17 protein-coding genes and 1 pseudogene are annotated in these 14,811 nt (G+C 43.6%); 1 reads left to right on the top strand and 17 read right to left on the bottom strand.

Translation table 11 applies throughout. The annotated features are described in order from the left end of the window. Positions 1 to 18: 18 nt before the first annotated feature. Entirely contained in the window at positions 19 to 1,116 is a 1,098-nt protein-coding gene (gene aguA, locus LK416_00465) for an agmatine deiminase (protein ID UEA74683.1), read from the top strand. A 92-nt stretch (positions 1,117 to 1,208) separates the two neighbouring features. On the opposite strand, the gene LK416_00460 is transcribed toward aguA, so the two are convergent. The 17 genes and pseudogenes from LK416_00460 to LK416_00380 all read right to left on the bottom strand — a co-directional run bounded on the left by LK416_00460 (position 1,209) and on the right by LK416_00380 (position 14,793). Then, a complete protein-coding gene (locus tag LK416_00460; protein UEA74682.1) occupies positions 1,209 to 1,646 on the bottom strand; it encodes a DUF3783 domain-containing protein in 438 nt (145 codons plus the stop codon). 14 nt (positions 1,647 to 1,660) lie between these two features. After that, positions 1,661 to 1,984, bottom strand: a pseudogene (locus LK416_00455) (carboxymuconolactone decarboxylase family protein). A 16-nt stretch (positions 1,985 to 2,000) separates the two neighbouring features. Then, entirely contained in the window at positions 2,001 to 2,399 is a 399-nt protein-coding gene (locus LK416_00450; protein ID UEA74681.1) for a cupin domain-containing protein, read from the bottom strand. Further along, the gene (locus LK416_00445) at positions 2,377 to 2,715 is read right to left on the bottom strand and encodes a carboxymuconolactone decarboxylase family protein (GenBank protein ID UEA74680.1); all 339 of its coding nucleotides are present in this window, start codon (positions 2,713 to 2,715) and stop codon (positions 2,377 to 2,379) included. Before LK416_00445 ends, LK416_00450 begins: the two co-directional genes overlap by 23 nt. A 25-nt stretch (positions 2,716 to 2,740) precedes the next feature. Next, complete coding sequence (locus LK416_00440) at positions 2,741 to 3,163, bottom strand: cupin domain-containing protein (protein ID UEA74679.1); 423 nt, start codon at positions 3,161 to 3,163, stop codon at positions 2,741 to 2,743. A 286-nt stretch (positions 3,164 to 3,449) separates the two neighbouring features. Then, on the bottom strand, positions 3,450 to 3,833 hold the full coding sequence (locus LK416_00435) for a DUF6262 family protein (protein ID UEA74678.1): 384 nt from the start codon (positions 3,831 to 3,833) through the stop codon (positions 3,450 to 3,452). Further along, positions 3,799 to 5,316, bottom strand: coding sequence for a site-specific integrase (locus LK416_00430; protein UEA74677.1), 1,518 nt, complete (start codon positions 5,314 to 5,316; stop codon positions 3,799 to 3,801). The genes LK416_00435 and LK416_00430 overlap by 35 nt, the downstream gene beginning before the upstream one ends. Beyond that, the gene (locus LK416_00425; protein UEA74676.1) at positions 5,309 to 7,060 is read right to left on the bottom strand and encodes a site-specific integrase; all 1,752 of its coding nucleotides are present in this window, start codon (positions 7,058 to 7,060) and stop codon (positions 5,309 to 5,311) included. The genes LK416_00430 and LK416_00425 overlap by 8 nt, the downstream gene beginning before the upstream one ends. A 12-nt stretch (positions 7,061 to 7,072) precedes the next feature. After that, the gene (locus LK416_00420; protein ID UEA74675.1) at positions 7,073 to 8,191 is read right to left on the bottom strand and encodes a tyrosine-type recombinase/integrase; all 1,119 of its coding nucleotides are present in this window, start codon (positions 8,189 to 8,191) and stop codon (positions 7,073 to 7,075) included. A 169-nt stretch (positions 8,192 to 8,360) separates the two neighbouring features. After that, positions 8,361 to 10,337 carry an ATP-dependent DNA helicase gene (locus LK416_00415; GenBank protein UEA74674.1) on the bottom strand — a complete coding sequence of 659 codons (1,977 nt, stop codon included), beginning with the start codon at positions 10,335 to 10,337 and terminating at the stop codon, positions 8,361 to 8,363. 21 nt (positions 10,338 to 10,358) lie between these two features. Further along, positions 10,359 to 11,084, bottom strand: coding sequence for a DUF4240 domain-containing protein (locus LK416_00410; GenBank protein UEA74673.1), 726 nt, complete (start codon positions 11,082 to 11,084; stop codon positions 10,359 to 10,361). Positions 11,085 to 11,609: 525 nt separating this feature from the next. Beyond that, positions 11,610 to 12,110 (bottom strand): DUF3846 domain-containing protein, encoded by a 501-nt coding sequence (locus LK416_00405; GenBank protein ID UEA74672.1) that lies wholly within the window; start codon positions 12,108 to 12,110, stop codon positions 11,610 to 11,612. Between the two features lie 56 nt (positions 12,111 to 12,166). Then, entirely contained in the window at positions 12,167 to 12,607 is a 441-nt protein-coding gene (locus tag LK416_00400; protein UEA74671.1) for a sigma-70 family RNA polymerase sigma factor, read from the bottom strand. A 272-nt stretch (positions 12,608 to 12,879) separates the two neighbouring features. After that, positions 12,880 to 13,599: a winged helix-turn-helix domain-containing protein gene (locus LK416_00395; protein ID UEA74670.1), complete on the bottom strand. Its 720-nt coding sequence runs from the start codon at positions 13,597 to 13,599 to the stop codon at positions 12,880 to 12,882. A gap of 30 nt (positions 13,600 to 13,629) precedes the next feature. Further along, complete coding sequence (locus tag LK416_00390; protein ID UEA75933.1) at positions 13,630 to 14,058, bottom strand: metal-dependent transcriptional regulator; 429 nt, start codon at positions 14,056 to 14,058, stop codon at positions 13,630 to 13,632. Between the two features lie 47 nt (positions 14,059 to 14,105). Then, entirely contained in the window at positions 14,106 to 14,525 is a 420-nt protein-coding gene (locus LK416_00385; GenBank protein UEA74669.1) for a hypothetical protein, read from the bottom strand. After that, entirely contained in the window at positions 14,485 to 14,793 is a 309-nt protein-coding gene (locus LK416_00380) for a hypothetical protein (protein ID UEA74668.1), read from the bottom strand. Before LK416_00380 ends, LK416_00385 begins: the two co-directional genes overlap by 41 nt. Between the last annotated feature and the right edge of the window lie 18 nt (positions 14,794 to 14,811).

The following is a 14,811-nucleotide window of genomic DNA, read 5'->3' as shown; positions in this document are numbered from 1 at the left end:
TACAAGGAGGATACAGGAATGGCGAAACTTATTACAAACTCGACCCCAAAGGCTGACGGTTTCCGTATGCCGGGAGAATTTGAAGAACAAAAGCAGATCTTTATGATCTGGCCGGAACGAACCGACAACTGGAGAGCCGGTGCGAAACCGGCACAAAAAACATTTGCAAATGTAGCTGCTGCAATCTCAGAATTCGAACCTGTTACAATGTGCGTATCTGCCGCACAATATGAACATGCAAAAGCCATGCTGCCTGCCGGCGTACGGATCATTGAAATGAGCAGCAACGATGCATGGTGCAGAGATATGGGACCATCTTTTCTGATAAATGATAAAGGCGAAATCCGCGCCTGTGACTGGTCCTTCAATGCCTGGGGCGGACTGGTCGACGGATTGTATTTTCCATGGGATAAGGATGATCAGATCGCATCCAAGATCTGCGAACTGGAACAGATTGATTCTTACCGAACCGATGATTTCGTATTAGAGGGCGGCTCTTTTCATGTCGATGGAGAAGGTACACTGATCACCACCGAGATGTGCCTGCTGTCAAAGGGAAGAAATCCTCATCTCACAAAAGCTCAGATCGAGCAGAAATTAAAAGATTATCTGAATGTCGATACGATCATCTGGATCAAGGACGGCATCGATCCCGACGAGACAAATGGACATATCGATGATGTCGCCTGCTTCGTCCGTCCCGGTGAAGTTGCCTGCATCTATACGGATGATCCGACTGACCCATTCTATAAAGAAGCACAGGCCGCTTACCACACCCTGTCAAATGCTGTAGATGCCAAAGGCAGGAAGCTGATCGTCCATAAGCTCTGTACAACCCAAGCTCCGGTTTATCTGAAGGGCATGGAAACAGTCGATGCAGTTCCCGGAAGCGCTCCAAGAAAAACCGGTGACCTTGCGATCGCCTCTTATCTGAATTTCCTGATCGTAAATGGCGGCATCATCCTGCCACAGTACGGTGACGAAAATGACGCTCTTGCAATCCGTCAGGTGCAGTCCATGTTCCCGGAACGTAAGGTTGTCGGTGTCCGTACCGAAGAAATTGCTTACGGCGGCGGTAACATCCACTGTATCACCCAGCAGCAGCCAAAAGCATAAACGACGCATGAAACTTTATCTGCAAACATTAAAATCGTATTATAAAAAATAATCGTACAGGAGAATCAAATTCATCCCTGTACGATTCTTTTTTACTTTCTCATCATTGCAAATCTTTCTCTGCAAAGCTCCTGCATCAGCATCGGAACTGTCCAGTTCTGATTGCTTGGTGTCAGAATGGCTTTATACATAACCTTCACCTCAGCATGACGAAGCTCAAACAACATCTTATCCAGCCGTTTTTCTTTCAGATTGCATACCAGAATTAAGCTGTCTGCACGGCTCTTTGCCTGTGCGTTCACCGCCCCTGTCTCTGAAGAATGTCCTGTCACATTTTCCTGTTCCCGACCAGTTCCATCTATCGTATCTGCGGTGTTTTTATAGACTCCATTTACAAGCTCGCCCAACTTATAATTCGCTGTCACTATTTCTTCCGGTATCCGGTCTACAGTGATCTTCATCCGGCTCGCAATATTCTGTATCTTGTGATATTCGATGTCATCTACATGTATTAATACTAACTTTTCCATGCCGTCTCCTACTTATCTTCTGCCCAGACTTCTTTTGCCATACGGAATACTGCCCATGCCTTTGGCCATCCACAGTAAAATGCTGCATGTGTAACGATCTCAGCAATTTCTTCCTGCGTGATTCCATTTGCCTTTGCACTCATCAGGTGATAACGAAAAGATTCGTCTGTAAGTCCCTGCGCCATCAATGCAACTACGGTTACAAGAGATCTGTCTCTGAGGGACAGTTTATCTTCTCTGCTCCATACCTCACCAAATAATACATCATCATTTAATTCTGCAAACTTTGGAGCAAATTCTCCAAGCTGTGTTCTTCCTGCTGTCTGCTTTACTGCCATGATAGATCCACCTTTCCTATGCTAACTTATTATATTCTTCATCTGTAATCGGTTCGCACCATTCATTACTGCAATTCTCCCCCGGTACTTCTACTGCGATATGGGAAAACCAGCTATCCTTCTTTGCACCATGCCAGTGCTTTACCTCTGCCGGAATCGTAATTACAGTTCCCGGTGCAAGACTGACTGCCTCTTTTCCTTCTTCCTGATACCAGCCCTCTCCGGCTGTGCAGATCAGAAGCTGTCCACCGCCCTTTGTTGCGTGATGGATATGCCAATTGTTACGGCATAAAACTGGACTACCCCTCCGCAATCCCTTATAGTTACGGGCTTTAACGGCATACACGTCTGTGTTTTGTGCGACCCTTTCATGACGAGCAGTTTCTGCCAGGTTATTTCTCTGCTTCGTCCTCATTCCAAACCTCTTTTGCAAGATTAAAGACTGCCCAGCCTTTTGGCCAGCCTGCATAGAATGCTACGTGAGTGATGATTGCTGCGATCTCTTTCTGTGTTACCCCATGATCCTTTGCATTCTGTAAATGGAATTTCAAAGAGGAATCTGTGATTCCCTGTGCCATCAGTGCTACAACTGTGATGATACTTCTTGTTTTTAAATCAATATCTTCGTTATTCCAGTTCTCTCCGAAAAGAATGTCATCGTTAAAATGTGCAAAATCTGGTGCAAATGTTCCCAGAGCATTTCTTCCTGCTATCTGTGTGATCTTTGCCATGATATCAAACCTCCATCTTTCTTATTTATGGTAATTTGTTATACTCTTCTTCCGGTAAAAACTCCAGCCATTCGTTGGAAGCTCCCTCTGCTGGAACTTCAACAGCCAGATGCTGGAACCAGCTGTCTTTCGCTGCCCCGTGCCAGTGTTTTACTTCTGGTGAAATATTTACTACATCTCCAGCTTTCAATTCACGAGCTGGTTTTCCTTCTTCCTGGTACCATCCTCTTCCACCAGTAACCAGAAGGATCTGTCCACCTTTATGATGGATGTGGTATGCATTGATTGTTCCCGGAGCGAAAGTAACCAGACCAACTGGTACTCTCTCTGTTGTAAGCATATTCAAATAGCATTCACCTGTAAAATACTTTGCGAATGCTACGTTTTCTTCACCGATTGGAAATACGTTACCTCCACCTAAGTCTTTTTTCATCTGTTCGATATCCATAAAAAATTCCTCCTTGCTCTTTTTATTTTATGGTACAACCTGAAGTAAGCTCTAGGTCAATAGATTTTGCAACTTTTTACATAAAGTTCATAATTTTTCTGTGACAGTTTGCATTTCAGGTACACTCTATTTCTTATCGGTATCATCATACTCCCATATTGCTTTCTATGTCCAATACCCATTATTATGGGTTGCTTAATGCCTTTTAAGCATAATCTGTTTCTATATCACAATGCAAAACAGATCTGCTGTATTCTGGCAGACCTACTTTGCATTATGATATAGCTTAAATCTGTTTGATAAGATTCAACTCTTTCTTGGATAGTGCTTTTTTTAACTTCTGGTTTTCCTTTATTAGATTCTCATTTTCGCTTTTCAGTTTCTGTAGCTGTTGCCGGAGCAGATTCATTTCCGCTTCCATCGCCTGACTGATAATGTTTCTCCTTGGATCCACCATACCAGCCTGCTGTTCCATTGCTGCATCAATCTCACCTCTTACAATCGGATTCTTGTAAAAGAATCCTCTAGATAAACCAGTCTTTTGCATCAGTGCTGGTACGGACACCTTTTCTCTCTCCAACACCATTGTCCGTATTGTCAGGACTGCCCGTTCCACTTTTTCTTCGCTCTTTCTTTTATTCAATTCCAGAATCTTGTCGTATTTGCTCATATTCTTCTCCCCATCCGTCCAGATTTGCTAAGATAATCTGTGACATAAGATTTCTTACTTCCCTTGTCTCATCTGCCAGTCGCTGATTGCTCATTTTCCGGTAGTACTGGACGCTTTTCACTCCTTTATGACCCAGGAGCTTTGCTATGGTCCAATCATCCACATGGAGTTCTGTCAGCTTTACCCCATAACAGTGCCGGAACATATGCGTTCCAAATCCGAATAATTTCCCGCTGTCATCTCGGATATCTTTTTCATAGATCATTCGAAGCACTTTATCCTGCAAGGTTTGGTAACTGATTGGTCTCTCCGGTTTGTTCTCGTCCGCAAAGATATAAATGCTTTCAGGATAATGCTCATTTGCATAACTGACTGCCTTTCCAATCAGCTGTGCCAGCTCCCGGCTGATCGGTTTTTCATATCTTCTTGTTTTCGGCTGGTATATGATAATCATATCCTGACGGTCATGTTTATAAAGGCAGTCTTTCCGCAAGGTCAGCGTGTCGGAAATTCTGGTTCCAAGCATCTGGTGGATGATCATTGCCCTTGCTATCTGCTCTTCCATTTTTACAATCTGGGCATTCAGTCTTTTCAGCTCACTGTCCGAATAAGATTTGAATTCTGCTTTCCGTTCTGGCGGAAAATCAGATTTTAAAAACAGTTTTGTAAGATGTGGAAAATCATAAATTTTTCCGATTGTTTCCAGCACATTTCGAAGCTTTAGCAGGTCATCCCGGATGCCATTCCCTCCGTTTGATTCTACCTTGATGTTGATTAAAAATTGTTCTATGATCTCCCGGTCAATCTCTTCGCAGGTGCTGATCTTGGAATGCTTTTCATCCAAATACTTTGAAAATTTATTCATGGCGGACAGTTCACGTTTTATACTGCCAAGGGCTTCGGTTTTCAGATGATGGTAAATTGCTTTTTTTACTTCTTCCCGAATATCTGGTTGCCGGATTCCTCTGAAATTTAGTGTCTTATGGTTGACAATCGGATTTGTCCGCAGGATAAGCGGAAGCCTTTCCAGATGCCAGATATCCTTTGCCAGCTCATTGGTTTCTGATCGGTCCAGTGTAAATTCCAGAAGGCTTTCAAAATACCGGATCAGGGCAGCTTTTTCCACCGATTCAGTCTGAATGTTCGTCACTTTATGCTTCGTCAAAGCCCTACCGTTTTGTATCATCCACATTTTCAACTGCTTTATCCAGAAGTCTTTTTCTCTGTCAAGCAGGCTGTTTTCCTGATGGGATGACTTCTGAAAAAATTCACATAAGCTGTTAAAATAATGCCTTTCCCTTTTTATGGTCAGGATGGATACCTGCGTTCCACGGTAGTAAATGTATTCGACAAATTCTGTCTGAAGCTGGTTTCCCGGCAGTTTATCCAGATCAAAATATTGTTCCTTATTCAGCTTTTCCTTTTGCTCATCGGTAGCCAGCTTATAACATTCCAGTTGTTGGAATTTCAGTTTATTATCCATGCTTCTCTCCTTTCTGCATACAGGCAAGCAGGCTGTTTTCCTCTTCCTCAAAGTATGCGTCATTTTCTTTAGCAATTTTTCTTGGCATATAATCTATATACTGCATGGTCATTTCCTCAAACATATGTCCCAGATAGTCCCGGATGCTTTGGATTGATACGCCATGCTCATAAAAATTGGTTGCTACGGTATGTCGGTAATCATGAGACTTAAAAATATATTCTCCATTCTGTATGCCTATCTGGGAGCAGTATTTTTTCATCTGCCCCATGAAGGTGCTTTTGGAAAATGCTCCACCTTTCCGATTCCGAAAAATGTATGCTTCTTTTTCGGTAGGGTGTTTTTTCAGATAAACCTGCATCAGACGATACAATGTTACCGGAATGGGAACCCTTTTATAATTTTTCATTTTCACCTGGTAGACCTTCATCCAGCAGTCACCATTCTGGATATAATACGCATCCCCTTTTAAGGTGCAGACCTCACTGATCCGGAGTCCCACACACCAGAGATGTAAAAACATCATTCTCAGGTGTTCAGGAAACTGTGAGAGGTTTTGGATAATTTCCATATACACATCCTCTTCCACACTTCTGTCATGGTGGACTGGGATCTGTTTTTCCAAGTAATACGATGCATAAAACGGAACCTTTTTTATATACCCCTTTACTTCCAGAAATTTCATAAAAAACTGTATTCCCGAAACATTGGTATTAAATGTCTTTGCTCCCATAGCACCATTCTGCAAATTCTTTAAATATACATCAATCAGGCTGGCATCACACTTGGTAACTTCCAGTTCGCTGATCTCCTGCAAAAAATTTCGAATGGTTCGGAATCTTTCGTACACCGTACTGAGCGCCAGTTCTCCGATTCCAATTTCGTACTTCATATATTCCTGAAGCAGCAATCGATTCTTGGGCTGTAGAACTTCCTGAAATGATATTTTTTCTATACTGTCACTCTGGTTTATTCTTTCTTTGGCAATACGAAACCGCTCTAAATACCAGATGGTAGCATCCCATCTTGTTTCATCAGTTTCTATAAAAATCACTTTACGGGCAGTTTCCACAATGCTCTTCAGTCGTTTTCGCCGTTGCTCTTTCTCGACTTTCTGCTTCAGGTAGTCCTGAAATGCTGTTTCCTGTTCCAGCTCCAGAAGCTGGATATCTGTAATCTGCTCCCGGATGCAAAATTCGTAAAAAAGCTGTAACCCGGTCAGTTTATATTCCCTCAGTCTGGAAATTTCATAATTCTCCAGAATATATTCCAGCACGGTAAAAATCTGACGTTTCAGTTTCTCACTGGCTGCCGCTTTAAAATTCCAGACCATGTTACTCCGACACCGTACCGTTTCCACACTCTTTACGATTACAGGATCTGAGTGGTATGGAACAAAAAGTATTTCATTTTTATATTTCCATTCACATTCCCTCTGTCCAGCCGGAGTTTTCATCCGTTCCCGGATGTACGCCTGCCGTATCCGGTCGAACGTTCCGGTATATCGGTAAATGTAATTTCGCTTTATCAGCGGTGTTATATATAATTCAAATTTCATTCGCAGTTCATAATCTATTTCCGAAAGATGTTCTACCATCTCATCTGCCAGAAACAGCAGAATCTGTTCTGTAATGGAACTTCCTGCTTCCTCTTTTGCAAACTCCCGGATTTCTTTTCGTAGCTGCTCAATCCGCCTGCTCCGTTCTTGTTCTGCCTCTATAAAAGACTGTAAAAACGCAGGCATAAAAACCACCTCCTATAGCAATTCCTCAATCCCATACAGGGAGGAGTGTTTCTCGTAGAATTCCTGGCTGGCATCCAGCAGTTCATCATCCACAATGTCCAGATAATTGATGGTTGTCTGGATGTGGCGGTGTCCATAGGCCAGCTGTATCAGTTCCAGCGACCATCCTGCTTTTCTCCGCTCATTTCCAAAGTAATGCCGGAGCATATGAGGCGTGATCTTAATCCCTGTTTTCTTATCCATTCTTTTTAGCATAGAGTATACTGCTTCCACGTTCATTGGTTTTCCGATATTATCCCCGGAAATATTCACAAACAGGCTTGTCTGGTGCTGAAGTAGTTTTCGGTACTCTGCGATATACAGATTTAAAAAGCCGAAGGTATCTTTGCTGATCTTCGCACTTCGGTATTCTGCATTCTTTGCTCTCGCTCCATTTTCATTGTCCTCACGGAAATATACCCGGATTATGTGGTTCTGATAATCAATGTCCTTACTGTAATCAATTCCTAAGATCTCACCGATTCGGTAGCCTGTCTCTGCCAGAAGCAGCATGAGAAGCCGATCTCTTATATTGGTACACGCTTTCAAGATTTCCACAATTTCATCTTTCTTTGCTGCTCTCGCCTTATGCTCTTCCTCTTTTAAATAGCCTTTGAAACTCTTTGATCGTATGCTTTTCTTTACGCCTACTGCATCCACGGCTACAAAATAATTATAGGACAGGACTTTCAGCTCCCCGAACTGCTGGTACTCTTCTTCTATAAAAAGATAGAACCTGAACACATCTCTTAAGTATGCGTTGCAGGTTCCATTGTTTGGAGATCTGTGATTTTTATCTCTGGTATGCTTCCCGGCTTTCAGCCAGTATAAAAATTCCACAAAGTGATTTGTCTGTTCAACATAAGGCATTTGATATACGTCTGTCAATTCCTTTTTCTTTTCATGGATGTATTCCAGATAGTACAGGATTGCAAGTGCGGAGCGCCGCACCGTATTCGGTGAACATTTCCTCCGTATCTTGTGCATCAGATATTTGGTTGGAAGCAGGACGATATCCAGTGTTTCCACATCTCTGATAAAGAAATAAACGGTGGAGCCTTCTCTTTCTGTTTCCAGCTCATATCTTCTCATTTCTGCTCACTTCCTTTCCTCTAACGCTATACACAGTATACCCAACTCATGCCGATAAAGCTATCACCAATACTACCAATTCGCTCCAAACCGCCCCTGAAATACCACTAAACTTTTTGTCCTGTCTGCTACCCGGATCTGGGCAGAACCAACAACGCCACGGATGCTCTCAGCTGTAGTAACGCTCCACTTTCCGGCTTCGGATAAAATCTTCTACTTCTTCGATCCGTTCTGCCATCTGGCACTTTGGCAGTGCTTCCAGAACATCACTCCGATACCTGCCTTTTTTCGTGGCACGGTGATCTAAAATAGACACAACGCAGGTGTCCTGCTCCGTGCGAATTGCCCGGCCAAATCCCTGACGCAACTTCTTCTGCATATCTGGCACCACGATGGTCTGGATGTAGGATTTTAGCGATCGGTACTGCTCCCTCTGGGCTTCATGGATAGGGTCCGGAACAGAAAACGGTAGTTTTACGATAATCAGGGACGATACCATGTCACCCGGAAAGTCCACACCCTCCCAGCAGGAGCCGGCTGCGAACAACACGGCATTCTCCATCTTCTTAAACCGGGCGATCTCTTCCTGGGAGTTTCTCCATACCTGCACCATCGGAAACGGGATCTGATCCCGCAAAAGCTGCTGCACATTTCCCATCAGGGTATAAGATGTGAACAGTACCAGCGTATGCCCGTAAGTGGAACACACCAGATCACGGATCTGCCCGGCAAGCTGCTCGGCCTCTTCCCGGCTCCCCTTTTTTCTTGGTTTTAAATGCTCCGGGATGTAAAGCAGACAGTTCTCCTGGTAGCAGAATGGGGATTCTGCCACACACTCCCGGACACCTGTTTCTTTTTCCAGCCCGGTCATCTGTCTGGTCCTTGCAAAACCGTTCCCGGCTTTTAAGGTGCCGCTGGTTAAGATTGCCGGAAATCCCCGGCTCCATAAGGTGGCGTCCAGATACTTCGGGATCTCCCGGTTGACTGCCATAAAGGTTAAATGTCCCCGGCTGTCCTGCTGTAAAAACAAAATATACCGTTTGTCGTTCTTTAAAAACCAGCCGAACAGCTCTTCCATCTCTTCCAGCCGCCGGAAAGTCCAGTAAGGAATATTCCCGGCGAGCCTTTTGATCATAAGCTGAAGTCTTTCCTGCATCTGGGCTAAGGCTGTGCCAGCTCCCGGCGGAAAATAAAAACTTTCTTTTCCAGCCATGTCCTCGATGCCATCTTTCCGGTGCTTTCGAATCTCCATCTGAAGAGCGGAAACCCCTTCCAGCAGCCGTTTTCCATCCGTGCCTTTATGCTCTCTGACTAAAAAGTAAGCAATCTCCTGCACATCTTCCCTTCCAATGCTTCTTCCATACATCTGGCTGGCGGCTTCCGGGAGTTTATGGGCCTCATCCACGACCAGAGCCCTGTAATCTGCCAGAAGCGGACGGTACCCATTTGCCCGGTGCATGGCATCTGCCAGAAGATAATTGTGATTGCAAATCTGTAAAAAAATATCCTCTTTCCTGGAAATATCCAGATGCTTCTGATAACGGCATCCTGCTTTCCCCGGACATTCCCTGGGGCAGAATTTCGGTACGCACACCAGCCTGCGGTCAAAACCGCTCAGGTTATGTACGGAATCTAAATCAAAGTTATGCCGGAGGGACTTCAATGCCTCCATCTGTGCCTGATTTTTATTCTTGTCCCGGACTGCCTCTAATCTCTGGGCCAGCCTGTAATCGCATACAAAATGTTCCTTTCCCTTGCGGACGACCGCTTTTAACTCTCCCTGAAGCAGATCTGCTTTTAACAGTACGTCCGATAAGAAAGGAACATATTCCTCTATGATGGCTTTCTGTAAGGCGATACTGGAAGTGGATACCACTACAGACCGCCTGTCACATCCCGAATAACCGGAATGCAGTACACTATATTTCCGCATCAGGATGCAGGCTGTCAGATAGGCATAGGTCTTTCCGATGCCGACTCCTGCATCACAGAGCGTGATTTCATTTTTCATAAGGGCATCCAGCATTTCATGGCAGAGACGGATCTGTTCTTCCCTTACATGAAGCCCGGCTTTCGGGAGAAGCTCCCGAAAGATCTGTTCCACTTCGCCATGTGCCCTTTTCTGATATTCATTTTTATAACACATTACTTCTCCTTGCCAGAAAGCTTATCTTACCGTACCCTTACGGACGGGTCTGGTCGCTTCCGGTGTATTCTGTCCCTGTTCCTGCATTTTCTTTATGGCAGCATTCCCTCTTGCCATCATCCTTCGGATATCCGTCCGGGAAACATTCCATGTCCTTACTTTCTGAGGAGCTTTCCTTACCTGCTCGGACAAATGGCATTCACAGAGTTTCGGATATACCACCATTGCTTCCGGTAATTCCAGCGGATACTCGATCATGGGATGGTACACAACATCCCGGATCACCTGCTCATAACATTCCATCTGCATTCTTGCCGTACTGTCCTGATAGATATTTTTCCCTTTCATGGCACTGTAGACCTGCGATGAGATGTATCCCAACGCTTCAAAACTACAGTACCCATACGGAGTCACGCCGGAAAGGGAATCCGGATCTTTTAAGGCATTCAGATAAACTTCTTTTCCCTGGGCGATCAGCCACATCCGAAAATCGGAAAAACTGTCATCACTGCACCCTGCTTCCATCATAATACCTGCCGCTGTCCATAAGCCGTACTTATAAGCCACATCCCGGTAACTGTAAACAAGATTGTGGAATTGGAGGACATCCTCCGGTGTCATATAGAAGAGCTGCTGCTTGATCCACACTGCCGAAGCATCCAGATCGGTGCCGCACACTTCCTTTGCTTTTTCAATCAGATTCCAGAATTGATCCTTGCTCATTCCACTTCTTTTTGTTTCTTCCATCTGTTCTCTCCCCTTGATGTGACGTTAATACCACAAGAATACGGCTGTAGTCTCCCACAGCCGCATGGTATCTGATATCAACGACACACTTCTTCATTGATTTCTTTTTTATCTTGCTGTTCCGCATTTGACCTCGCACCCCCGGAACTATCCCTGTATTTCTTCTGGGAAAGGGGACACTACAGGCGGGCGGCTGGCCTGCCGCCGCTCACAGATGTCCTAGGGGTCTTTCTGATTACAACCCGGAGTCCATCTTCCGCTCTCTGGCTGGTAACGTGTATCATTATCCCCCGTCCGTGATCCTGGCGAAAGGCTGCCACCGCCTTATTCACAGCTATGCTTTCTCGCTCCAAGTCTAAGAATCTTTACCCTATACTTAATCATGGCGCTCATACTGTCACGCTTCTACGGTTGGGAACGTACCTGTAGTGCCGATATTCACTTGCCAAAGAACAGCCGAGGGATGTCCCTCTGCTTACTAGCCGATGGCAGTGTATTTTTTTATTCACTTCACAGAAAAATTTTTTATCGTGCTTCCCCGGATCTGTTTTTCTTTTTTCCTTTTGCCGGATTCTTCTGCTGTGCATCCTTCTTCCGACTTTCCTTCTGCTCTTTTTGTTCCTGCGGTGGCATCTTCATCACATGAAGTTCCCCGTTAAACAGGGTGAAAACTTCCGGTGACTGATATTTTTCTTTAAACTTTTCAATCTGCTCCGGTGTCAGCGAAGTAAAATCATCTTCTGTCAGTCCTACCACAAGGAATGTTCCGGCAATGGCATCATAGACCTGTCCTCGGTCATCGTACAATGCCCGATTTAACGGCAACCCCTCAAATTTTCCATTGCCGTTTAAAAGAATTCCAACCTCATCCTCAAACGGATAAGTCATCTCAATGTCACCGCCTACTGCCTGCTGCAGATCTTCCAGCTCATTGGGGATGCTTTTGACATAGGGTGCTTTCATCGGCTCGACTACCAGTACCATCATCATTTCTTCCTGCATTTCGGACACTTCTTTCTCATCCATCGTATCAATCCTCCTGTCTATTCGTTCTGATAATCAGCCGATGAGAGCCTTTTGTTTTATTCAAATTTCATGGACTTTTTGATTTTCTCCCGTAACCTCCGCAGTCTTGTATAAACAGTCTGCTCCGGCAGTTCCATGTGATGACTGATCTCTTTTGGTGCATATCCCATCATCTTCAGGACAATCATCTGAAGAGTTTTCTTATCAGTTGATAACAGGATCTGAAGCAGTTCTTCGTTCTCCACGGTATCCAGCAGGGCTTCTACGCTCTCCGGCTGGGACTCTTTGGTTTCTTTTTCTTCCAGGAGCAGTTCCATACAGTCCAGAAGCGAGGTCTGGTGTTCCCGGAATCTCCGCTCTGCATTGAAATCGTCCCAGTCATACTCCCGAAGCTTCTGGATCGTCTCTTCATCCACGCCCTGTTCACGCAGGATCTTCTCTTCCTCTGCTTTCCACTGGTTCCATCTATATTCTTCTTTTGCTTTGTTATAAGCCACTTATCTTTTCCTCCGATCTGAATTTTTGTGAAATCAAATCGGAGTGTGGCGGTGATCTGGCTCGTTCTTCCTGTCCACAGGAATGTCCGGCATCTCTGCTGTTTCCCTGCAAACACGGATCTCCTTTGTAATCATATCTTTACAAAGGCACAGTGTATCGGATGCACCTGTCAGTTAACGGTCAGAAACCTGTCAATTGACGGTCAATTTTTATCACCTTCTTTCCAGCACAAATAAAATAAGACGAACAATCTTTTTACGGATTATTCGCCTTACTGCTGTTCGTTTTCATTATTCAATTCAAATTTGTAACCTATATCCCTGACACTGACAATGCAATTCCCGGCACCGTCTTCAACGACATTCAACTTTTTTCTCAATCGCTTTACCAGACACCAGATGATATTTTTAATATCACCAACAGAATAATCTTTCCATACGAGCTGGTAAATCTGTTCAAATGTGTATACTCTCATCGGTGTCACCGCTAATAAGTATAAAAAATTATATTCTTGTCGTGTTAAATGTAACGCTACATTATTCCAAAATACTTTATGTTTCTTATGATCCATTACAAGTTTTCCCTTATCAATCATCGTTTCGGATTGCTTTTGAGTTATTTTTTGTTTATTATTTCGTCGTGCCAATGAAAAAATCTGCAGATCTACTTCTTCTATAGTGCTATTTATATCCATTACACAATCTGCACCAGCGTATATTAATTCTTTTTTCCATGACATACACAATAAAGAGGAAGCATCCGTCAAAATAATAATTGGTATCTGCGTTATTTTTCTAATAGCAGATATAATATTACTTATGTTCTCTTTATAAAGGATCACTCCTATTATAAGCACATCATAAGAAAATAAACTCAAATTATGCAGTAAAATTTGTAGATTTTCTGCATAATCTGAGTTTACCTCATTGAATAGTTTTCGATATGATTGATTGTCAAAATATGCTAATATCTTGTATTTTGTGTCTTTCATATTTAATCTATTTTAGCAAAGCAACATTTTCTATTTCTTCACAGGAAAATTATCAAATGTATTGTCAATTTTTTGTGCAGCAATCCCTCTCATCGCATGCTCTTTCAGTTTTTGAAAACTTTCATCACTGACTGCATGTTCCATGCGACAAGCATCCACTTCTGCAGTTTGTGGATTAACTCCAACGGCTATAAGTTGATAAGTAAAAAAGCAATGGCGTTCGTAAATTTTTTCGGCCACATCCCGGCCAAGGTCGGTCAGGTGTATATAATGGTTTTCGTCTGTTGTCAAAAAACCGCCCTCTCGTAAAGTTCCTACTGCGTAACATACGCTGGGTTTTGAAACTTCCATGTACCGGGCAACATCCACGGAACGCACCATACCGAGTTTCTTTTGAAGTATAAGCACGGATTCTAGCTGCTGTACGACGGCTTTTTTTCTTTTGCCGTCGTGCGGCAGCTATTTCTGTTATACTAAGCTACTGTTTTCCACATTTCAGATTCACTTTAATGATTCATCTGAAACTCTTCAATCGATCCATAGTCAATTAGTTTGCTCTCGTCAAATGACTCTTGAAGTTTCTCTCCTTCTGCAAACAGGACATTTCCGCTTGAAGTCAGCGGCAACATACAGCTACTCGCTTTAAGACTTTGTGCCGGTTTATCCACAAGGATAATCAATGGATTTTTTGCTTCTATCGGCTCTGCTGCGCCCAACGCCACATGCACCGGAAATGCCAATAATGTCTCTCCATCATATTGATATAGTCCCACTCCATCAGGCAATACATTTCCATCAGCAGTCAATATAGGCATTTGAACATCTAAAAATTCCTGCATGCTATTTGCCAAACTGCCATATTCCACAGGTTTTAACTTGCTGGGATCACCAAAGCGATCTATCCATTGAGGGTTTGTCAGGATCAAATGGTCCCACCCCCCCATCCTTTAGCTCTTTTGTAATTTCAATATTGCTGTCAACTACATATGAAAGCAGAAGATAATCTTCCTCAGAATGTAAAATGCTGGAGCCATCTGCGGTTAATTCATTGCTCTCACAAACTGTATCAATGTCTGTATATGCTATATACCAAATTTCACTCGTATTGTATTGATTAAGAGTGAGTGTATCTCCACACCCAGATAGACCCAATACAAGGATGCACACGAGTGTCATCACTATTTTTCTGCTCATTTACAAATCCCCTCAGTT

The sequence above is a fragment of the Lachnospiraceae bacterium GAM79 genome (assembly GCA_020735665.1).
GTDB lineage: Bacteria > Bacillota > Clostridia > Lachnospirales > Lachnospiraceae > Coprococcus.
This window is presented reverse-complemented; position numbering and strand designations above follow the sequence as displayed.

Coding starts and splice junctions, on each gene's coding strand:
- aguA (UEA74683.1), top strand. CDS start 19: ATGGCGAAACTTATTACAAACTCGACCCCAAAGGCTGACGGTTTCCGT.
- LK416_00460 (UEA74682.1), bottom strand. CDS start 1,646: ATGGAAAAGTTAGTATTAATACATGTAGATGACATCGAATATCACAAG.
- LK416_00450 (UEA74681.1), bottom strand. CDS start 2,399: ATGAGGACGAAGCAGAGAAATAACCTGGCAGAAACTGCTCGTCATGAA.
- LK416_00445 (UEA74680.1), bottom strand. CDS start 2,715: ATGGCAAAGATCACACAGATAGCAGGAAGAAATGCTCTGGGAACATTT.
- LK416_00440 (UEA74679.1), bottom strand. CDS start 3,163: ATGGATATCGAACAGATGAAAAAAGACTTAGGTGGAGGTAACGTATTT.
- LK416_00435 (UEA74678.1), bottom strand. CDS start 3,833: ATGAGCAAATACGACAAGATTCTGGAATTGAATAAAAGAAAGAGCGAA.
- LK416_00430 (UEA74677.1), bottom strand. CDS start 5,316: ATGGATAATAAACTGAAATTCCAACAACTGGAATGTTATAAGCTGGCT.
- LK416_00425 (UEA74676.1), bottom strand. CDS start 7,060: ATGCCTGCGTTTTTACAGTCTTTTATAGAGGCAGAACAAGAACGGAGC.
- LK416_00420 (UEA74675.1), bottom strand. CDS start 8,191: ATGAGAAGATATGAGCTGGAAACAGAAAGAGAAGGCTCCACCGTTTAT.
- LK416_00415 (UEA74674.1), bottom strand. CDS start 10,337: ATGTGTTATAAAAATGAATATCAGAAAAGGGCACATGGCGAAGTGGAA.
- LK416_00410 (UEA74673.1), bottom strand. CDS start 11,084: ATGGAAGAAACAAAAAGAAGTGGAATGAGCAAGGATCAATTCTGGAAT.
- LK416_00405 (UEA74672.1), bottom strand. CDS start 12,110: ATGGATGAGAAAGAAGTGTCCGAAATGCAGGAAGAAATGATGATGGTA.
- LK416_00395 (UEA74670.1), bottom strand. CDS start 13,599: ATGAAAGACACAAAATACAAGATATTAGCATATTTTGACAATCAATCA.
- LK416_00380 (UEA74668.1), bottom strand. CDS start 14,793: ATGAGCAGAAAAATAGTGATGACACTCGTGTGCATCCTTGTATTGGGT.